The 20,139-nt window shown below is 35.6% G+C and carries 22 protein-coding genes; all 22 read right to left on the reverse strand.

Annotated elements, in window-relative coordinates:
- Positions 1-60: 60 nt before the first annotated feature.
- Positions 61-420, reverse strand: a complete 360-nt coding sequence (gene divIC, locus I6L50_RS04730) for a cell division protein DivIC (protein ID WP_002124547.1) — start codon at positions 418-420, stop codon at positions 61-63.
- Positions 417-1,070 (reverse strand): spore cortex biosynthesis protein YabQ, encoded by a 654-nt coding sequence (gene yabQ, locus I6L50_RS04735; protein WP_113938522.1) that lies wholly within the window; start codon positions 1,068-1,070, stop codon positions 417-419. The genes divIC and yabQ overlap by 4 nt, the downstream gene beginning before the upstream one ends.
- Positions 1,067-1,375, reverse strand: coding sequence for a sporulation protein YabP (gene yabP, locus I6L50_RS04740; protein ID WP_001059101.1), 309 nt, complete (start codon positions 1,373-1,375; stop codon positions 1,067-1,069). Before yabP ends, yabQ begins: the two co-directional genes overlap by 4 nt.
- A 58-nt stretch (positions 1,376-1,433) precedes the next feature.
- Positions 1,434-1,709 carry an RNA-binding S4 domain-containing protein gene (locus tag I6L50_RS04745; RefSeq protein ID WP_002009677.1) on the reverse strand — a complete coding sequence of 92 codons (276 nt, stop codon included), beginning with the start codon at positions 1,707-1,709 and terminating at the stop codon, positions 1,434-1,436.
- 14 nt (positions 1,710-1,723) lie between these two features.
- On the reverse strand, positions 1,724-3,184 hold the full coding sequence (gene yabN / locus I6L50_RS04750; protein ID WP_219300691.1) for a bifunctional methyltransferase/pyrophosphohydrolase YabN: 1,461 nt from the start codon (positions 3,182-3,184) through the stop codon (positions 1,724-1,726).
- Between the two features lie 12 nt (positions 3,185-3,196).
- Positions 3,197-4,798, reverse strand: a complete 1,602-nt coding sequence (locus I6L50_RS04755) for a putative polysaccharide biosynthesis protein (RefSeq protein ID WP_219300693.1) — start codon at positions 4,796-4,798, stop codon at positions 3,197-3,199.
- A 231-nt stretch (positions 4,799-5,029) separates the two neighbouring features.
- A complete protein-coding gene (gene spoVT / locus I6L50_RS04760) occupies positions 5,030-5,566 on the reverse strand; it encodes a stage V sporulation protein T (protein ID WP_002009670.1) in 537 nt (178 codons plus the stop codon).
- Positions 5,567-5,701: 135 nt separating this feature from the next.
- Positions 5,702-9,232: a transcription-repair coupling factor gene (gene mfd / locus I6L50_RS04765; protein ID WP_219300695.1), complete on the reverse strand. Its 3,531-nt coding sequence runs from the start codon at positions 9,230-9,232 to the stop codon at positions 5,702-5,704.
- A gap of 105 nt (positions 9,233-9,337) precedes the next feature.
- The gene (locus I6L50_RS04770) at positions 9,338-9,562 is read right to left on the reverse strand and encodes an anti-sigma-F factor Fin family protein (RefSeq protein WP_002091576.1); all 225 of its coding nucleotides are present in this window, start codon (positions 9,560-9,562) and stop codon (positions 9,338-9,340) included.
- Positions 9,563-9,632: 70 nt separating this feature from the next.
- A complete protein-coding gene (gene pth, locus I6L50_RS04775) occupies positions 9,633-10,193 on the reverse strand; it encodes an aminoacyl-tRNA hydrolase (RefSeq protein WP_002144538.1) in 561 nt (186 codons plus the stop codon).
- Between the two features lie 72 nt (positions 10,194-10,265).
- Positions 10,266-11,219, reverse strand: coding sequence for a ribose-phosphate diphosphokinase (locus I6L50_RS04780; protein ID WP_002091580.1), 954 nt, complete (start codon positions 11,217-11,219; stop codon positions 10,266-10,268).
- Positions 11,220-11,237: 18 nt separating this feature from the next.
- Positions 11,238-12,617 (reverse strand): bifunctional UDP-N-acetylglucosamine diphosphorylase/glucosamine-1-phosphate N-acetyltransferase GlmU, encoded by a 1,380-nt coding sequence (gene glmU / locus I6L50_RS04785; RefSeq protein WP_002091584.1) that lies wholly within the window; start codon positions 12,615-12,617, stop codon positions 11,238-11,240.
- 327 nt (positions 12,618-12,944) lie between these two features.
- A complete protein-coding gene (gene spoVG / locus I6L50_RS04790; RefSeq protein WP_000454042.1) occupies positions 12,945-13,238 on the reverse strand; it encodes a septation regulator SpoVG in 294 nt (97 codons plus the stop codon).
- 152 nt (positions 13,239-13,390) lie between these two features.
- On the reverse strand, positions 13,391-13,765 hold the full coding sequence (locus I6L50_RS04795; RefSeq protein WP_000869819.1) for a RidA family protein: 375 nt from the start codon (positions 13,763-13,765) through the stop codon (positions 13,391-13,393).
- Positions 13,766-13,888: 123 nt separating this feature from the next.
- Complete coding sequence (gene purR / locus I6L50_RS04800; RefSeq protein ID WP_002091587.1) at positions 13,889-14,737, reverse strand: pur operon repressor; 849 nt, start codon at positions 14,735-14,737, stop codon at positions 13,889-13,891.
- A 54-nt stretch (positions 14,738-14,791) separates the two neighbouring features.
- Complete coding sequence (gene ispE / locus I6L50_RS04805) at positions 14,792-15,661, reverse strand: 4-(cytidine 5'-diphospho)-2-C-methyl-D-erythritol kinase (RefSeq protein ID WP_012260164.1); 870 nt, start codon at positions 15,659-15,661, stop codon at positions 14,792-14,794.
- 196 nt (positions 15,662-15,857) lie between these two features.
- Complete coding sequence (gene sspF / locus I6L50_RS04810; protein ID WP_002094215.1) at positions 15,858-16,037, reverse strand: acid-soluble spore protein SspF; 180 nt, start codon at positions 16,035-16,037, stop codon at positions 15,858-15,860.
- Positions 16,038-16,129: 92 nt separating this feature from the next.
- A complete protein-coding gene (gene veg, locus I6L50_RS04815) occupies positions 16,130-16,393 on the reverse strand; it encodes a biofilm formation stimulator Veg (protein WP_002009653.1) in 264 nt (87 codons plus the stop codon).
- Between the two features lie 238 nt (positions 16,394-16,631).
- Positions 16,632-17,495 (reverse strand): sporulation peptidase YabG, encoded by an 864-nt coding sequence (yabG, locus tag I6L50_RS04820; protein ID WP_113938526.1) that lies wholly within the window; start codon positions 17,493-17,495, stop codon positions 16,632-16,634.
- Between the two features lie 117 nt (positions 17,496-17,612).
- The gene (rsmA, locus tag I6L50_RS04825) at positions 17,613-18,491 is read right to left on the reverse strand and encodes a 16S rRNA (adenine(1518)-N(6)/adenine(1519)-N(6))-dimethyltransferase RsmA (protein WP_002091590.1); all 879 of its coding nucleotides are present in this window, start codon (positions 18,489-18,491) and stop codon (positions 17,613-17,615) included.
- Positions 18,488-19,045 carry a ribonuclease M5 gene (gene rnmV / locus I6L50_RS04830; RefSeq protein ID WP_002029323.1) on the reverse strand — a complete coding sequence of 186 codons (558 nt, stop codon included), beginning with the start codon at positions 19,043-19,045 and terminating at the stop codon, positions 18,488-18,490. Before rnmV ends, rsmA begins: the two co-directional genes overlap by 4 nt.
- 260 nt (positions 19,046-19,305) lie before the next feature.
- Entirely contained in the window at positions 19,306-20,073 is a 768-nt protein-coding gene (locus I6L50_RS04835; RefSeq protein WP_002091591.1) for a TatD family hydrolase, read from the reverse strand.
- Positions 20,074-20,139 lie beyond the last annotated feature (66 nt).

The following is a 20,139-nucleotide window of genomic DNA, read 5'->3' on the forward strand; positions in this document are numbered from 1 at the left end:
AAAAGTCAAATTTTACTTTATTATATATAATCCTAAAATGTAGTGTCAATAAGACATACTCTACTTAGAAACAGGAAAAATTATCTCCCCTTTTCCGGAGAAGAAATAATCCCTTCTAGCAATCTTTAAAACGTACTCTTCATCATTCAACTTTTGAACTTCATCTTTTAGATTCTTTTCTTTTTTCGTTAATGAATCCAGTTCTTTTTTCATGTCCTTAACTTTTGCTTCTTTTGCTTTAATGGAACTGTTTTGTTGATAAAACGTCACACTAATACTAGCAATAATTGTAAAAGCAAAGACAAGAAAAACCGCTAAACGGCGATAAAGTCGCTTCCTGTTCTCATCCGTTTGTATTATATGTTCTTTAACAGGATTTGGACTCTGTTTTTCGATTGTTCTTTGTCTCAGTTCCCTCATTTCCGAGGTCCCCCTAACTTCTTTTTTATACGCACCCATAATTGGAAGATATGTCCCTTCAATTTTGCTACATATTGCAGGAACCCTACATGCTTCATTATAAAAAGTTTAACACGATTAGGGAGAAGTTTCCATATGAGCGAAGCAATAAACCGAACAGGCGAGAAAAAAACTTTCCATATGAAAAGTAATATCCAAATCACCATTTTCCATAACACATGTCCAATTGAAAGCAGTATACGAAATAAGAATAATATAAATGCAATAAATAGCTGTGCTATAATAATAACAGGTTTTATCATGAGTAGCTGTATAATTCGAACAAAAAATTGTGTTGTTTGTACAAAAATATAGATGAGAAAATTTAACATCTTCATGTATAGTACTTTCAATAAGCTTTGATATGCTGCAAAACCACATAGTAACGCCAAAAATACATATATACGTAGTTCGGCTTCATTTACACGCAGTAATACATAAAAAACGAATAATGCTTGGACAATCCAAAATAGTATATCATGTATAAATACAAGCCAACGTTTACGCTCTTGGCGTTTTAAAAACCGTTGGTATGTATCTAAAGAAGCACCAATCCAAGCACCCATTCCAATCATCGAAAGCATTGTATACAACTGAATTGTTAGGCTCATTTAAACAGCTTACTAAAGAAGCCTTTAGTTTTCTCCCCTTGGTTCTCATCAATATACAACATTTCATGAACTTTCCCTTTAATTGATACAACACCCTTTTCTACATCTAAATTCTTCATTTGCAAATTTTGACCACGAATTGTTAAAAAACCCATTACAGTCTCGAGTAAAAACTCTTCGCTATCAAAACTCTCTACTTGCTTTACACCAGTAATATCGATTACACGCCTGCCACGCATGATAATATCATGCTCTACAGAAACATTTTGTTGATTAGAAGACATAGGTGAGTAACCATTATTCACGAAAATCCCCCCATAGCTTTATACTAGCTAATAGTAATGTATGAAGGGCTAACCTATTTTAGAACAAGCCTTCTTCCGCTTTCACTTTTTCCTCACGAACAAGACTATACATGTTTGCTGCATCTTCTTTTTTAGTTGTTTCTTTCAATTCATTTACTTTCACAGTTACTATTTTTTGCCCGAAACGAATTGTTAATTCATCCTCTACCTTCACATCTGAACTCGCTTTTGCCACTTGGCCATTAATCGAAATTCTTCCTTGGTCAGACACTTCTTTTGCTAATGTTCTTCTTTTAATTAAACGTGATACTTTCAAAAATTTATCTAGACGCATATCAAATCCCCCTATTAACGCTCTGTTTGTTTTGCCTCTTCCCATAAAACATCTAACTGTTCTAATGATAAATCTTGCATTTCCTTATTCATTTCAGCTACTTTTGCTTCCATGTATAAAAAGCGAGCCATAAATTTCTCATTAGTTGAACGTAACGCTTCTTCTGGATCTAATTTATAATGACGAGCTATATTAACAAATGCAAATAGTAAATCACCAAATTCACCTAGCATCTTTTTCTCATCCATGTTTACAACTTCTTGTTGGAATTCTTGCCATTCTTCTAAGGCCTTCTCTATCATCGGCTGCACATCAACCCAATCAAATCCAACCTTTCCAGCTTTCTTCTGAATTTCATAAGCACGCATTAGTTGTGGCAAGCTTTTTGGAATACCCGCTAAAACAGATTCTTTCACGAATCCCTTTTCTTGTTTTTTAATTTCTTCCCAATTTGCAATCACTTCATCAGCATTATTTACATCCGTATCCCCAAACACATGCGGATGACGACGAACCATTTTCTCAGCTAAAGTCCGAATAATGTCATCTATAGAGAACCAACCTTCATCCTCTCCAATTTGGGCATGAAGCATAACTTGTAATAATATATCACCTAGTTCTTCTACTAAATGATCATCATCCTCTTCATCAATTGCTTCTAGCACTTCATACGCTTCTTCAATTAAGTATTTCTTTAAAGATTGATGAGTTTGCTTTTTATCCCATGGGCAACCATTCGGTCCACGAAGATCAGCAATAATTGCTCTAAGCACATCAAACTGCTGATATAAGGACGCACGTTCCTTAACCGGCGGTACATACACACTCGTTAAATTATTTAATTCTGTTTCGTGATCTAACATGTATAACGATACCTTTTTCACTTGCTCGAATGAAGTCCCTGCAGCTGTTACGATATACACTTCGTAATCATCTGGCAAAATCTCCATTAACGTTAGCTTCACATCTGAAGCAACGAATGCATCATACACTTGGCAAAAGATTAAATGTTGACGTAATTCTAATTGCCCTCTTTCAAATGATGTAGCATCAATTAATTGGAACCCTTCGATCGGATCAATTTTTAGACTTGCAAACATCGGATCAAGGAAACTTTGTCCACCTTCAATTCGCACTTCAATATTTGCTGCTTCTCCTTTTTCCAAAAGTAGCTGAACTGTTCTTTCTGCTACAAGCGGATGACCTGGAACAGCATAAATAATTTCTGCGCCTTTAGCTTGTTCTAGCAATGTATTCGCGATTGTTTCATATACGATTTCAAATGTATCATGTGCCTCATATACATTATCAAAGGCCGTATACTTTATAGCTTCTTTCTCCAATTCTTCTATAACTGGGTGTTCCTTCGTTCTAACAAACATATGGTCTGCTTCTTTTATCTTTCGATATACACCCATCGTTAACTGATCTAACTCACCAGCACCTAATCCTAAAACAGTAATGATTCCACTCACAACCAGTCACCTCTATCCACTCTTCTTCAATGAACCTTCTTTTTTCTCTTGTTTCATAACGGTTCCTAATTCTTCTTTTGTAAATACACGTAATTTTAAAATTAAAAACATATATGCTAATCCGCCGATAGCTACACCTAGCAGCGCTTCAAGCGTCGCAATTCCTCTATGTCCTGTATCAATTACTAATCCAGACATTCGCAACACACGCATAAAGATTATTAATACAAACCCCATACAGATACCACTAATAACTACACCTAACATATTCCGCTTATCAATAAGCGGATCTGATACAGCTCGCATAAGCAACACACTATTTAGCAAGGCAATTACAATAAGCGCAACTAAAGTTGCAATTGCAGCTCCCTTCACACCAAAATAAGGCATTAATATATAGTTTAAAGCTAGCTTCAAACAACCTCCAAATACAACGAATATTGCTGGTTTTAATGTTTGTCCCAACCCTTGCAAAATAGAAGCAGTTGTAATTGACAATGAGCTAAATAAAATAGATAAAGATAAAATCGATAACACATCTGATCCATCACTATTTTCAAACAACATAATATTTGTAGGTTGAATAATACAAGTTAATCCAATAGCAGCTGCAAATCCAATAACGAATGTTATTTTCATTGCTAACTTTACCTTTTCTTGAATAAAAGAAAGATCTCCTCTTTCTTTCGCCGCTGTAATAATAGGAATAAGTGACAATGAGAAAGAAGTTGTCACAACAGTACCTAATTGCATAAGCGGGATACTTCTATCATAAACACCTTTTAGTACCTTTGCATTTTCAACTTGCTCTCCCGCACGAATAAGCAAAGTATACAAGGAAATAGAATCCGCCATTTGTATAAAAATAAGGACTAAATTACTAACACAAATCGCTAATCCCTGCCAAAAAAGGATTCGAACAATCCCTTTTTTATTTCTAATTCCCTTCCATCCTTTGAAGAAAATAGCATGGAAATCATGACGCATATAAAGTAAAAGTACGATAATCCCAATAAGCCCGCCTGCAATTGAACCTAGCATGGCACCCGCACCAACTGTATATAAATCAAATCCATGAGCAATAAGGAATAGTGATAAAAATACAATAATAGAAACACGAATCGTTTGTTCAATTACTTGCGAAACAGCCGTCGGCATCATATTATTGAAACCTTGAAAATATCCTCTCGCTACAGATAAAAATGGCATTAGTAGGAATGAAAACGAAATAACACGTAATAATTTATCTAAATGTATATCGCCCATAGCCGATGCAATTGTTTTGGCCCCAAAGAATAATGTGAAAAATCCTATAAAGCCAATTCCTAATAAAAACCAAAAAGATACACAAATAATTTCTTCTGCTTCTTTTTGCTTTCCTCGTTCTAATCTTTCTGCGACCATTTTTGAAATAATAATGGGAAACCCATAAGTAGCTAAAATCAAACAAAATCCATAAAACGGATAAATTTGTTGGTAAATATAAAAACCAACATCACCCGCTATATTTTGATATGGAATACGGTAAAAAGCGCTTAATACCTTCGTAACAAAACTTGCGATTGTTAATATAATAGCCCCACGCCAAAAGGCTTGGTACTTCTTCGCTTCCATACAAGAAAACTCCTTTTTCTATTCTCACCCCTCGTATTATATCACAAAGAAAAACTGGCTCTCCTTCATATTCCTTACATTCACTGACTTCTTTCAACAGCAAAAATATTCAATGAAAAAAGGTAGCAAAGCGCTACCTTCGTTCAATATACTTATATCTCCAAATAGTTAATTTCTCAAATAGAAATATCATAATTAGGAAAGATTGCTACTTATAGAAATTACACTTCGCTACTGCTCCATTTGTTTCGCTAAAAAGCTTGCAGCTGTATTTACTGATTTATGCTCTACTTCACTTATAATAGCCTCTTTAGAGAAGATAACGACAGCTCCGATTGGATCTCCATTTGCAATAATCGAGCCAATTGTATAAGAGCTCACTTTTTCTGTTACTCCATCAATAATTGAAATTTCGCTTTCATCTGTCATAATTACAGACTTACGCTCTTCCATTGTCTTCTCAATTAAATCGCCAACACTTTTATTTAAGTATTCTTTTTTAGATGCGCCTGCTACTGCGATAATAGAATCACGATCGCATACAAGCACATTATGTCCTAAGCTATCGTATAAAGCTTCCGTATATTCCTTTGCAAAATTACCTAGTTCACTAATTGGAGAATATTTTTTCAAAATCACTTCTCCATCGCGATCAACAAATATTTCTAGTGGATCTCCCTCACGAATACGTAAAGTTCTACGAATTTCCTTCGGAATTACTACCCTGCCTAAATCATCAATTCGACGTACGATTCCAGTTGCTTTCATTCTAATGCTGCCTCACTTTCTACTGATGATCAAAGTGGTGAATTTACCTGTTCATGTAAAAATCACCAACTATTAAACATAGTATTTTACACATTAGTTCTTCTATGCACGTCGAATTGTATTTTTTATCTTATATTAGGCATTTATTACTTCTTTTTTTACATCTGGCAAGCCTTTTAATAAATTTTCAGCAATTGTTAACCATTTCGACGTCTCTAATCCATTCGTTTTCATCACAATTTTCAATTGTGACCCCTCCATACCAAGACCGATCATACGGCCAAAACTACTTCCTAGCATGAATAATTTCCCACCATCTATATTTTGGCTCGCTTGTTCAGAAAACAGGAATGTTACTTCAAATTTATTTTGCTTAATTAACTCAATTTGTTCTTTCATTGCCAACACTTTAATGTTTGCAATTTGTAATAAATAACCAACTTCTTGTGGATAATCACCAAATCTGTCGATCATCTCTTCCTGCAACTCTTCAATATCTTCAATTGCAGAAATACCTCTAAATTGTTTATACATCATAATTTTTTGTTTACTATCTGAAATGTACGCATCCGGTAAATATGCATCTACTTCTAAATCAATTTCAACATTAACGGTATTTTCAACTCCGTCTGTTCCTCTACGTTGCTCAATTGCATCTTTTAACATTTGAGAATATAGATCAAATCCAACAGAATCAATAAATCCATGTTGTTCTGCCCCTAACAAATTACCCGCACCACGAATTGATAAGTCTCTCATCGCAATTTTGAAACCAGATCCAAGCTCTGTAAACTCTTTAATTGCTTGCAGACGCCTCTCTGCAACTTCCGATAACACTTTATCACGTTTGTATGCAAAGTATGCATACGCGACGCGATTAGAACGTCCAACACGACCACGAAGCTGATACAACTGTGATAATCCCATACGATCTGCATCAAATACAATTAATGTATTTACATTCGGAATATCTACACCCGTCTCAATAATTGTTGTACTTACAAGAACATCATGCTGCCCTTCTAAAAACGATAGCATAACAGACTCTAATTCACCTTCATTCATTTTCCCATGTGCGTATGTTACACGAGCATCTGGAACCAACATCGAAATTTCATCTGCTTTTCTTTCAATATCCTCCACACGGTTATATAGGAAGTAAATTTGACCGCCTCTTGCCAACTCTCGCTCTATCGCTTCTCGCATTAACGCCGGATTATACTCTACTACATATGTTTGTACTGGGAAACGATTCTCTGGTGGTGTCTCAATAACAGATAAATCGCGCACACCAAGCATAGACATATGAAGTGTACGTGGAATCGGAGTTGCCGTTAATGTTAACACGTCAACATTTGCTTTCAATTGTTTAATTTTTTCTTTATGTGTAACGCCGAATCTCTGTTCTTCATCAATAATAAGAAGTCCTAAATCTTTATAAGTAACATCTTTAGATAAAATACGATGCGTTCCGATTACAATATCCACCGTTCCATCTTTTAAACCTTTAATCGTTTCATTTTGTTGTTTTCGTGTGCGGAATCTACTTAGTAACCCTATATTAATCGGGTAATCTTGAAAACGCTCTCGAATTGTTTCATAGTGTTGTTGTGCAAGGATTGTTGTTGGTACTAAAATCGCAACTTGTTTTTCATCCATAATTGCTTTAAATGCCGCACGAATAGCTACTTCAGTCTTTCCATATCCTACGTCACCACAAAGAAGCCTATCCATCGGACGTCCGTGTTCCATATCTTTCTTAATCTCTTCAATAGAACGTAATTGATCCTCTGTCTCTTGATATGGGAATAAAGATTCAAACTCTTGTTGCTCTGCCGTATCTGGTGTATATGCATAACCTTTTGAGGCTTCACGCTCGGCATATAATTTAATTAGGTCATCTGCAATGTCTTGTACAGATTTTTCAACTTTCGTTTTGACCTTCTTCCAATCATTTCCGCCTAATTTATAAACTTTTGGTTCCTTACCTTCAGACCCTACGTATTTTTGCACTTGATCAATTTGTTCAATTGGAACGTATAACTTATCATTACCTTGATATTTAATATTTAAATAATCTTTATGAACACCATTAATCTCTAATGTCTCAATACCTAAAAATTTACCTATACCATGATTTACATGAACTACATGGTCTCCAACTTTTAATTCCGAATAACTTTTAATACGTTCAGCGTTAGATAACTTTTGCTTACGTTGTGATTTTTTAACCTTCTTATGAAAAAGCTCCTTTTCAGTAATGACAACAAACTTTTGCATCGGCATTTCAAAGCCTGCATGTAAATCACCTACAGCAATTTGTAACCTTCCAGGCAATAAGATATCTGTCGCCTCTACAATGTCTGCATCAATATCATAATCACTTAAAATATGTTGTAGTTTTTTTACACGTTCATCATCTGTTCCAAGCACAACGGTCGTAAAATTACCTTCATTCCATCTATCAATTTCAGTTTTTAACAAATGCATCTGTCCGTGGAAATCTTGCATCGTTTTACATGTCACATTCACAATATTTTGAGGATGTGTGTGTGCTATATGGCGTAAGAATAACGTTAAATATACAAAACTTCTTTTTTTATTATGAAGAAACTCCTCAAACGAGTGGGAGAAAGATAAATCCTGAATAATTGTTCCTTCGCCAAGAAGTGAGATATACCATTCCGCTTCTTCTGTTTCAAGATGTGATGCTGTTTCTTGAATACGGGAAATCTCATCTAAAATCACAACACCATTTTCTGGTAAATAATCTATCAGACTAGCAGGTTCTTTATAGAAAATAGATAAATATTTAAACATTTGTTCTATACTTTGCCCGTTTTTCAACATTTCAAGTTCATGACTAACCGTCTCAAGCACAGTAGTCTTTAATTTATCATCGGAAAGCTTTTGCATCGTCTTAGTCAAACCTTCTTCAAGATGCTTAATTCCCGATTTCAATTCTTCCTGTGAAAATAAAAACTCTGTTGCCGGACCAAAACGAACACTTTCCCTTTTATCTTGAGAGCGCTGTTCTTCCACATCAAATAATCGAATAGAATCAACCTGTGTATCAAAGAATTCAATACGAAATGGTAATTCTTCAGTTAATGGGTAAATATCTAATATTCCCCCGCGTAGACTAAAATCTCCTGGAGCTTCTACCATCGACTTACGCTCATAACCAATATGATGTAAGGTATGCAAGAGTGCATCTAAATCAATCTCTTGCCCTAGATTGATTTCAATTTGCCTTTGCTTCCATAATTCTTTTATTGGTAAAAACCTACGCAGCCCTGCAACTGGCGCTACAATAATCCCATTCTCTCCTGCAGCTAAGCGATTTAACACTTCAATACGCTGTGCCTTCAATTCTGGACTTGCAACACCAACCTCCGATGCTATCAATTCATTTACCGGATATAGCCAAACATCTTTTTCACCAAGTAACGCCACTAAATCTTCATGTACTTTTTGTGCTTGGTATAAATTGTGCGTCACGATAAGTTGTGATTGCTTTGTCTTTTTATATAAAGCTGCCATTAATAATGAACGAGAGGATGTTGCCATACCCGATACAAGTTGTTCTTTCAACCCATCTTCTAGCCCATTAATAACCGATTGTATTTCTTCATTTTTATAAAATTGCTCTAATAAACCTATCATTTTCAAAACTCCTCTCAACATAAAGAGCAAGTTACTATATTTTATGCAAATATTTTGGAAAAAGAAAACAGAAAAATGCTTTGGACACGCCAAAGCGACAACATTTTATTGCAGAAATTTTTCATATTCATAATACTCAGGATAAGATGCGAGCGTTTCTTGACACGATTCACAAATCGTTTTTATATATATATTTCCATTCTCATGAAAATGAATCATATCCACTACTTCTTGCTCTGTTAGTTGAAACAAAACGTCGCTATATACTTTTTCTGCGATAATGGAGCCCACATTACTTCCACAATGTCTACAGTAATAATAACCTTCCATACTAGCCTCCTAAATATCCAATTGCTACTAGTATGGGATAAAACAAAATAAAATATTCCAGATTGTGCGCTTAACTATTAAAAGTATTCATGATTTGGAGAAAAGGTTTATTTAACCATTCCTCACATGCATCTGCTGCATTTTCAATGGATTGATTAACGCCAGATATTTCTTCAGATGTAAAACGTCCTAATACGTAATCCACTACTTTCATCCCATTTTTCGGACGATCGATTCCCATGCGGATACGTTGAAATTCTTGTGTTCCTAAATGTGAAATTGTTGATTTCACACCATTATGTCCACCCGCACTACCTTTCATGCGAAGGCGTAATTTACCTACAGGAATATCTAAATCATCGTACATAACAATGAAGTCCTCGACATCAATTTTATAATAATCCATGAGCGGACGGATACTTTCCCCAGATAAATTCATATATGTAAGTGGCTTTAGTAAGATTACTTTTTCCCCATTAACAAAGCCTGCGCCAAATACCCCTTTAAACTTTTGTTCATTCAAAGAAATACTCCAACGTTTTGCAAGTTCATCGATTGCCATAAATCCAATATTATGCCTTGTTAATTCATATTCTCTACCTGGGTTCCCAAGTCCTACTATTAATTTCATTCTTGTACCACTACTTTCTTTTTTCGATACGAAAAGACGTAACCAAGCTTGGTTACGTCTCATTATATCCAATTAATTGAATAATACACTTACAGATTCTTCTTCGTATACACGAATGATTGCTTCTCCGATTAATGGAGCAACTGAAAGTTCATGTACTTTATCAATTTTCTTCTCTTCTGGTAATACGATAGAGTTCGTTACAACTAACTCTTTAATATTCGAATTTTGAATACGCTCAATTGCTGGACCAGATAATACTGGGTGTGTACAGCAAGCATATACTTCAGAAGCACCGTTCTCAACAAGAGCGTTTGCCGCTAATGTAATTGTACCAGCTGTATCAATGATGTCATCAATTAAAATTGCTGTTTTGCCTTCGATGTTACCGATAATGTTCATTACCTCAGATACATTCGGACGAGGGCGACGCTTATCAATAATAGCGATTGGCGCTTTTAGGCGATCCGCCATTTTTCTAGCACGCGTTACACCACCGTGATCAGGAGATACGATTACGATATCTTTAAGGCCTTTTGCTTCAAAGTAGTCTGAAAGAATCGGTACACCCATTAAGTGGTCGATCGGGATATCAAAGAATCCTTGAATTTGCGGAGCATGTAAATCTAGAGTGATTACACGAGTTGCACCTGCTGTTTCAAGCAAGTTTGCTACAAGTTTCGATGTAATTGGTTCACGAGAACGCGCTTTACGGTCTTGACGCGCATAACCATAGTAAGGAATAACAATATTAATTGTTTTTGCAGATGCACGTTTTAATGCATCAATCATAATAAGTAATTCCATGATATGTTCGTTTACTGGGAAGCTTGTAGATTGAATAATGAATACATCGCAACCACGGATACTTTCTTCAATGTTAATTTGAACTTCTCCATCACTAAAACGATCAACAGAACATTTTCCTAGTCCTACTCCAATATGCTTTGCGATTTGCTCAGCAAGTTCCTTATTAGAGTTTAAAGAGAATACTTTCAAATTAGAATTTAGATATTGAGTCGACATCTAGATTAACCCTCCACATTATGATTTTTTCTTATTCAGCAATTGATCAACATAGTCTTCTTTGTTAACTTGACGTGCACGTGCTACTGATAATGCTTTTGATGGAACATTCTCTGTTATTGTAGAGCCTGCTGCCACATAAGCACCATCTTCAACTGTTACAGGAGCAACAAGGTTTGAATTACATCCAATAAATACCCCGTTACCAATTACAGTTTTAAATTTATTCTTGCCGTCGTAGTTCACCGTAATTGAACCACAACCAAGATTCACGTCTTCTCCAACTTGTGCATCCCCGATATAACTTAAGTGTGAAGCTTTACTTCTATTACCAAAAACAGTTTTTTTGATTTCTACGAAGTTTCCAACGCGCACTTCATCTCCAATAACTGAATCTGGGCGAATATGTGCAAATGGACCAACTGATACTTCTGTACCAAGTTTGCTGTCATGTACAGTAGATTGACGAATTACCGTACGATCTCCAATTTCACTATCGCGAATTACTGTATGCGGTCCAATTTCACAATCAGAACCAATTACAGTGTTCCCCTCAATAACCGTTCCTGGGTGAAGAACTGTATCACTACCAATAATTGCATCCGCAGAAATGTATGTGTTACTTGGATCAATAATTGTAACACCATTTACCATGTTCTTTCTGTTGATACGATTTTTCATAATAATTTCCGCTTGCGATAGAGCGACTCTGTCGTTAACACCTAACGTTTCATCGAAGTGCTCTGTTTGATAAGCTGATACAATATGACCTTCATTTTTTAAAATTTCAATAACGTCCGGAAGGTAATATTCGCCCTGTACATTATCATTTGAAACTTTAGAAAGTGAAGCAAATAAAGCTTTATTATCAAAACAATACGTACCTGTATTGATTTCTTTAATAGCTAATTCTTTTTCATTCGCATCCTTATGCTCAACAATCTTTTCAACATGACCATTCTCATTACGAACGATACGGCCATATCCAGCAGGCTCTTCTATGTACGCTGTTAGTACCGTCGCCATTGCTCCCGCTTCTTCGTGTTGCTGAAGTAATGCTTCCATCGTTTCAGCAGTTATTAGAGGTGTATCACCACAAATAACTAAAGTTGTTCCCTCTTCATTTGCAAGTACACTTGCAGCTTGATCGACAGCATGAGCTGTACCAAGTTGTTCTGCTTGTAATGCAAACTCACTTACGTTTCCTAGCTGTTCTTGTACCTTTTCAGCACCATGTCCAACGACTGTTACAAGTTTCTGCAATCCTAATTGAGATACTTCATTGACTACATGTTGTACCATTGGTTTTCCACATACAGGATGCAGCACTTTGTATAGCTTGGACTTCATACGTGTGCCTTTACCTGCAGCTAGAATCACTGCAAATCTGTTTGACATATAGACCCTCCATCGCAACCTATTTATCCATTAACGATATTATCCTAAATCATCATATATTTCAAGAAACACATTATAACTATTAAATTTTACCATAATTCTTATAAGATGTTTTACTCTTTAGTATCTTTTTTAAGGAATAAGCTATACTATTTTAAATAAAGATGAAAAAATTAGAAGTTTTTCATCTTTATTTTTTCAAAATATGAATTTTTATAATTAGAAACGTGTATTATTCAAAAAAAAAAAACAAACTCCTGTAAATGCTTACAGGAGTTTGCTACAAAATTATAAGACTTTCTTTCAAAAGCCCTTTTCATTCGAATTTTACGAAGCGCCTGCTTCTTCAAACTCAACCTCTTCTAACTCGCCTAAACGATGATACTCTGTTAAAACCGCATCTTGAATTTTAGAGCGTGTATTAGAATTAATTGGATGTGCAATGTCACGGAATTCTCCATCTGGAGTACGTTTACTTGGCATTGCTACAAATAATCCATTATTACCATCAATTACACGAATATCATGAACAACAAATTCATGGTCTAGAGTAATAGAGGCAATTGCTCTCATGCGGCCTTCTGTGTTTACGCGGCGTAATCTTACGTCAGTCACTTCCATCTTGTGTTCACCACCCTTTTCTAAATAAGCGATATATTTGTATAAATTCCACAAATTTTCTATTTTCCCTTTAATTTTTTAAAAATTTTTAAGATAAAAATTTTTATTGTAGTTGAATATAAGGATTAGTAGAGGTTATCGCTTACAAAGAGTTACTTAACTAGGGCAATTACTTCGATTTCAACAGAAACATCTTTCGGTAATTTTGCTACTTGTACACAAGAACGCGCTGGTTTATGAGTAGAGAAATAAGAACCGTATACTTCATTAACAGCATTAAAATCATCCATATCCTTCAAGAATACTGTTGTTTTTACCACTGTATCAAATGAAGCACCTGCTTCTGCTAATACCGCTTGTAAATTTTCAAATACTTGCTCTGTTTGTACTGTTACATCTCCTGTTACAAGTTCTCCACTTGCCGTTAACGGAATTTGTCCTGAACTATAGAACATATTATTTACAATAATCCCTTGTGAATATGGTCCGATTGCCTGTGGTGCTTTGCTTGTTTGAACAACTTTCATACTTTTCACCCTTTTATTATTTATTTTTACTCTTTAAAAATAGTGTACCAAAGGCAGTTTGTCCATCTATTTTGTAATTTATAAATAGGAATAAAAAAAGGTAAAGCTATCTGCTTTACCTTTTTACTCAGCCTCTACAAGCCCTTTATCAAATGGTGCAAGTGCATAATTCCCCTTTTCCACTTGAATCGCTTTTTCTTTCACATCAACTTCTGACAAACGAATTAATGATACAAAGTTATTAATAAGTCTTTCTTCAATATCCGTAGACTCTACTAATACGCCAATCCCAACAACATTAGCTTTAAACTCTTCTAGCATGCTCATCATACCTTGAATGGTTCCGCCAGCTTTCATAAAGTCATCAATAATTAAAACATTGGACCCTTCTGGAAGGCTACGCTTTGCTAAAGTCATCGTTTGGATTCGCTTAGAGGAACCTGATACATAGTTAATACTAACAGTGGGTCCCTCTGTTACCTTATTATCTTTTCTCGCAATTACTACCGGTACATCTAAGTAGTTCGCTACTGCATAAGCAAGCGGAATTCCTTTTGTCGCTACCGTCATAACCGCATCAATTGGTTGCCTAGCAAAAACAGAAGCAAATAAACGACCTGCGCCATTAATCTGGCGAGGATTACTTAAAAGATCCGTCATATATAAGTAACCGCCAGGCAAAATACGGTCTGGGTTTTCAAATAAGCTACAAAGCTCGTTAATAATCAGATTTGCCTCTTCTTCACTTATATAGGGAATATATTTCACTCCTCCTGCTGCTCCTGGTACCGTTTGCAATGTGCCGACACCTTGTTGTTCAAACGTTTGCTTAATTATAACCAAATCTTCACTAATGGAAGATTTAGCCGATTGATACCTTTCAGCAAAAAAAGTGAGAGAAACTAGCTGACGAGGATTTTGTAACAAGTAATACGTCAGATCGACCAATCTTGTACTTCGTCTAATTTTCATACTCTCACCTCAAATCACGAATATTCTAAACAAATCATAACGTATTATACGTCTTTATTCAAGCGTTTCTCGCTCTCCTAATAAACGCACTGCATATACTTGCTCGCAAAATCCTTTTAACCCGTTATATATGCGGTGCATTCGCGAATCATGGTGTACAAGACCAAATACAGTTGGGCCACTTCCACTCATTAATACGGCATCTGCCCCAAAGCGTTTCATCTGTGATTTAATACGTGCAACCTCGGGATGCATCGCAAACGTCACATCTTCTAAAACGTTACCAACAGTATCACAAATTCCTTTATAATCGCCATGGTTAATGACTTCAACCATTTTATCTACATTTGGATGAGTAACACGATTTAATTTTAAATTTCCGTACACGTCAGCAGTAGATACACCAATGTGGGGCTTTGCTAAAACAACCCAACAAGAAGGCGGAGTCTTTATATGTTCAATTTCTTCTCCTCTTCCAGTGGCAATAGCAGTTCCACCATATACACAGAACGATACATCTGACCCAATTTCTGCGCCAAGCTTTGCTAATTCATCGATTGTTAGCCCTAAATTCCATAACTTATTAAGGCCACGTAATGTCGCTGCTGCATCACTACTTCCACCTGCTAATCCAGCGGCTACTGGAATCGTTTTTTCAATAGTAATAGACACACCTTTTTTTACATTAAACTTCACTTTTAATAATTTCGCTGCTTGATAAGCTAAATTGCGTTGGTCGTCTGGGACATACCGATTATGAGACAAAATTTCAATACGGTCTTCTGCTAATTCCGTTAGCTCTAAACGATCTGCCAAGTCGATTGTTGTCATAATCATTTTCACTTCATGATATCCATCTTGTCTTTTTCCCAGTACATCTAACGACAGATTAATCTTTGCTGGTGCTTTCACTAGTAGCTTCAATCTATTCACCCACTCTATGTACTCAATCTTTTATCGTTTATTTTACCATAAATTTATAGTAAGACGATGACACTTCCCTAATTATATCGAAAAGCATTCAGAATGAAACTACTTATGTCAAATGATGGCACCTTTTAGCGTGCAAAAAGCCGAGGAATCTCTCCTCGGCTACCGTAGCATAGAAAGTATCTTACAACTACTGGTTTCGTTTCATTAATTGCTGTTCTGCAATTTCTATAGCACGTTTCACCATATTACCAGCATCTTTCGCACGAATTCCGCCCCATCCTTCTTTCTGAACAACATCATAAAAGCCAAGCTCTTTTGCAAGCTCTTCTTTAAATTGATTTGACATGACTCCTCTTCGTCTACTCAATGCAGAGTCCCTCCTTATTTTGCTACGGTATAATTAGTATGCAAAATAATATAGCTTTTCATTCATGGGAATATATGTAACAAAAAAATACATTAATTATAAAATACTTCATTTTGAGATTCATCGTAAAATGTTAGCTCTACTGTCTCTGTTAAAACATCTGCATAACTATAAGATACACGTTGCAATGCATCTTCTTGCTGGTCTAATTGTACAACAAACACAGAACGATACGTTTCTGCAAGTACACCTGATTGCTCCACAGTTTTTCTTCTCCCACTATTTGCCTTTAACATAAGTCGCTGTCCAAGATGGTGATCTAATTCGCTTTTAATTTCATCTAAACGTTTTGACATATACTTTGCTACACCTCGCTGTAATTTAGATTGAACACTTAAAACACGATATATCTATCCCAATTATTAACCGCAATTCACAGACAATATCATTATAAAAGCATCATGCGTTCAAATAGATAGAAGAAATACTATATTCTAAAAGTATCATTGTATAGTCTGCACGTTCTTGACGCTTTTTATCCAGACTCATTTAAATCATTTCCACATAAAAAAGCAAGATACGTATGTACCTTGCTCATTCGTCATAATGTTGAAAGGGCAATCCTGTTCGTAAAATCCCTCTTGTTTCAATTCCGCCTAGTCCCTTTTCGCCAGTAATTGTATTACGCACAACGTCCCATACATTTACTCTTTCCATAAATGAAGTGAAACTAATTTTGCCAACTACATATACAGGATCTAGAGCATGAATATTAATTCTAGACGGTGAACTAGCAAAATTAGCACCTGCTCGAATCAACGCCTCAAAGTGTGATTGACACGCTCCAGCAAAAATAACGAGTTGATCCAATGATGGATATTTTTTTCGCACTTCTCGAACAGCCTGTACAAAATGTCTAGAATGTCTATATGCCGCTAAATCTCCCATAACTCCTTTTGACTTTGTATATGCATCATGTCCTGTAATAACTAAAATGTCTGGGCGAAAATGATCTATTAAGTCTACTACCTTTTCATGCATCTCCGTTTCCTTACAATGAATACCTTGAACAGGAACGCCTATTTTATTATATAAATCTAAGCACTTGCGCAAATATAAAGGATCTCCATCTATATGCAATACACGTCCTGGCATTTGAAAATAATTCACTTCACTTGTATATCCACCAGTTGAAGTATGTTCATGTCTTTGTTTCATCAACACGTAATCTTGCTGAAACAACCGGTAAGTACGCTCCATCGTTTCTGTTTCACGCTTCACTCTATTTTTATGTTCTCGTTGATCTATACTAACTAAATCTGCAAGTGGTGCATCCGCCACAAGTCTAATTTCCTCTCCAAATAATATTGCCATATCGCCTTTTATTTCTATAATACGAAAAAGAATATCCCTATTATGAGAATATCGTTCAACTAATTCTCCAACATGTAAAGCCATTCTCCTACCTCCAAACTCCAAACTCGTTAGGCCATCTTACCTGTTTTTAAAGTATGAATTTAGGAAAGGAAAGGTGACAAAAGGGACAGCTCAAGTTGAACTGTCCCTTTCATATTCTTATGACAATTTATGAAGAATTAATGCATTACTTAATGTTGCAAACTCTTCGATAGATAGCGTTTCGCCTCGTCGCTTCGGATCAATTCCTACTTCTGTCAAAATTCGATCCAACAGCTCTTTATCTTTCGGGAAACCATTTAAATTATTTGATAAATTATTCATTAAAGTTTTACGACGCTGTGCGAAACTTGCTCGTACTACTTCAAAGAAGAAAGTTTCATCTGTCACTTCTACAACTGGTTTAGGACGCTTTAGAAGACGGATAATCGCAGAATCAACATTTGGTTGTGGCACAAACACTGTACGCGGTACAGTCATAACTGTTTCTACCTCTGTATAATACTGAATGGCAATTGATAAAGAACCATACTCTTTCGTTCCTGGTTTAGCAGCTAAACGATCCCCAACTTCTTTTTGCATCATAACAACAAATCCACGAACCGGTAATTTTTCTTCGAGCAATTTAAATAAAATTGGCGTTGTAATATAGTATGGTAAGTTAGCTACTACCATTACATCTTGTCCTTCTTCAAATTGCTCACTAAACACTTCATGTACATCTGCTTTTAGTACATCTTTATTTATAACTGTAACGTTGCTATATGGAGCTAACGTCTCGTCTAAAATTGGTAATAATCTCTGATCAATTTCAAAAGCCACTACTTTTTTAGCACGCTTCGCCAATTGCTCTGTTAACGCACCGATACCTGGTCCAATTTCAATTGCGCCACTTTCTGAACCGATTTCTGCGTGATCAACGATACGATTTAATACATTCGTATCAATTAAAAAATTTTGTCCTAAACTTTTTTTAAATGAAAATCCATACTTTTCAACAATGTCTTTCGTACGATTTGGCGTTGCGATATCCTTCATTTTTTTTCCTCCTGTATTACTTGCTTATAAGCTTCTGCAAATGATTCCTTTGAAACCTGAAACATTTGTAAACGTTTATGTAACTGTTTTGCGTTTGTATAACCAATCTTTAATAGCTTACCCACTCTTTCTCTGCGACTCTTTGCCATTTCTCCGCCCACTAAGCCCGCATCGACTAGATCACTCCAACTAATTTCACTTGTGTAAGCTTCCATTTCTTCATGTATATTCTCTAAAGCACGGCGAATCGACTCATTAGAAGCATGTTCGATTCCAACACCTTTTTTCCTTTTAGCAAGTGCTTCTTCCTTCGTTAAAAAAGCATGCTTACATCCAGGAACCTTGTCAGAAATAATTTTTCGAATACGCTCTCCAGGATAATCCGGATCTGTGAAAATAATAACGCCTCGTTTTTGCTGCGCTAATTTAACTTGCTCAATAACGTGATCACCGATTGCTGAACCGTTCGTTTCGATTGTATCCGCATCAACAGCACGTTTAATCGCAACTGTATCATCTTTACCTTCTACAACGATAATCTCTTTAATTTTCATGCTTGCCTCCACACTCTTTTCATCTCTACTTAGTAAAACAAAAAAATGACGACTTTTCCATTATTATTTTCCCAATCTTACATTTTAAAAAGTAGAAGAGAAAAATCTTTGTTCACTATCCTTATTGTAACACTTCTATCTCCATCTTAATTTATCCGCAGTATTTCTACACTTATGTTATGCGTAAATAGTGGGTTCTTATCACTTCTATTATCTCTCTTCTCAAAAAACAAAAAAAGAATGGGACTCCCCATTCTTTTTTATTCAACACCAAATAAGGCCTTGGCATTCTTTGTTGTTACTTGTGCTACTTCGTCATAAGAAATTCCTTTTAAATTCGCAATTTCTTCTGCTACCAGTTTTACATAACTAGGTTCATTTCGTTTCCCTCGAAATGGATGTGGTGTTAAATACGGGCAATCTGTCTCTATCAATAATTTTTCTAACGGAATCTCCATAGCAACTTCTTTCGGTTTCTTGGCATTTTTAAATGTTACTGGCCCACCTAATGAAATTAAAAAGTTCATATCGACACATCGCTGCGCTACTTCTACACTACCGCTAAAGCAATGCATAATGCCCCCTACTTCAGCTGCATTCTCTTCCTCTAGGATATCAACAATATCTTGAGTTGCATCGCGGTTATGTATAATAATCGGTAATTTCACCTTTTTCGCTAATGCAATTTGTTTACGGAATACTTCCTTCTGTATTTCTTTTGGAGACTTATCCCAGTGATAATCTAATCCCATTTCCCCAATTGCAACTACTTTAGGATGAGCCGCTAATTCTTCTAACCAAGCTAAATGTTCTTCTTTCATATCAATTGCATCAACAGGATGCCATCCAACTGCAGCGTAAATAAAATCATAAGCCTCTGCTAATTCAATTGCTTTCTTTATCGTTACTTCATCAAATCCAACAACAACTGTATATGTAACTCCCGCTTCTTTCATTCTCGCGATAACTTCTTGTAAATCTTCTTCAAATTGCTCTGCATTTAAATGTGAATGTGTATCAAACAACATAATAAATAACTCCTTTTATATTGAAATCAATTCTCTCATAGAAAAACTACACTCTTTCTAACTTAA

It is taken from the genome of Bacillus sp. FDAARGOS_1420, from assembly GCF_019344915.1.
In the GTDB taxonomy this organism is placed as follows: Bacteria; Bacillota; Bacilli; order Bacillales; family Bacillaceae_G; genus Bacillus_A; species Bacillus_A mycoides.

Bases quoted from the DNA above. Each gene is read 5' to 3' on its own strand.
- divIC (WP_002124547.1), bottom strand. From the start codon at position 420: ATGAGGGAACTGAGACAAAGAACAATCGAAAAACAGAGTCCAAATCCT.
- yabQ (WP_113938522.1), bottom strand. From the start codon at position 1,070: ATGAGCCTAACAATTCAGTTGTATACAATGCTTTCGATGATTGGAATG.
- I6L50_RS04745 (WP_002009677.1), bottom strand. From the start codon at position 1,709: ATGCGTCTAGATAAATTTTTGAAAGTATCACGTTTAATTAAAAGAAGA.
- I6L50_RS04755 (WP_219300693.1), bottom strand. From the start codon at position 4,798: ATGGAAGCGAAGAAGTACCAAGCCTTTTGGCGTGGGGCTATTATATTA.
- spoVT (WP_002009670.1), bottom strand. From the start codon at position 5,566: ATGAAAGCAACTGGAATCGTACGTCGAATTGATGATTTAGGCAGGGTA.
- mfd (WP_219300695.1), bottom strand. From the start codon at position 9,232: ATGATAGGTTTATTAGAGCAATTTTATAAAAATGAAGAAATACAATCG.
- I6L50_RS04770 (WP_002091576.1), bottom strand. From the start codon at position 9,562: ATGGAAGGTTATTATTACTGTAGACATTGTGGAAGTAATGTGGGCTCC.
- pth (WP_002144538.1), bottom strand. From the start codon at position 10,193: ATGAAATTAATAGTAGGACTTGGGAACCCAGGTAGAGAATATGAATTA.
- I6L50_RS04780 (WP_002091580.1), bottom strand. From the start codon at position 11,219: ATGTCGACTCAATATCTAAATTCTAATTTGAAAGTATTCTCTTTAAAC.
- glmU (WP_002091584.1), bottom strand. From the start codon at position 12,617: ATGTCAAACAGATTTGCAGTGATTCTAGCTGCAGGTAAAGGCACACGT.
- spoVG (WP_000454042.1), bottom strand. From the start codon at position 13,238: ATGGAAGTGACTGACGTAAGATTACGCCGCGTAAACACAGAAGGCCGC.
- I6L50_RS04795 (WP_000869819.1), bottom strand. From the start codon at position 13,765: ATGAAAGTTGTTCAAACAAGCAAAGCACCACAGGCAATCGGACCATAT.
- purR (WP_002091587.1), bottom strand. From the start codon at position 14,737: ATGAAAATTAGACGAAGTACAAGATTGGTCGATCTGACGTATTACTTG.
- veg (WP_002009653.1), bottom strand. From the start codon at position 16,393: ATGTCAAAACGTTTAGATGAAATTAAAAGCGAATTAGATCACCATCTT.
- yabG (WP_113938526.1), bottom strand. From the start codon at position 17,495: ATGGCTTTACATGTTGGAGAATTAGTTGAACGATATTCTCATAATAGG.
- rsmA (WP_002091590.1), bottom strand. From the start codon at position 18,491: ATGAAGGATATCGCAACGCCAAATCGTACGAAAGACATTGTTGAAAAG.
- rnmV (WP_002029323.1), bottom strand. From the start codon at position 19,045: ATGAAAATTAAAGAGATTATCGTTGTAGAAGGTAAAGATGATACAGTT.
- I6L50_RS04835 (WP_002091591.1), bottom strand. From the start codon at position 20,073: ATGTTGTTTGATACACATTCACATTTAAATGCAGAGCAATTTGAAGAA.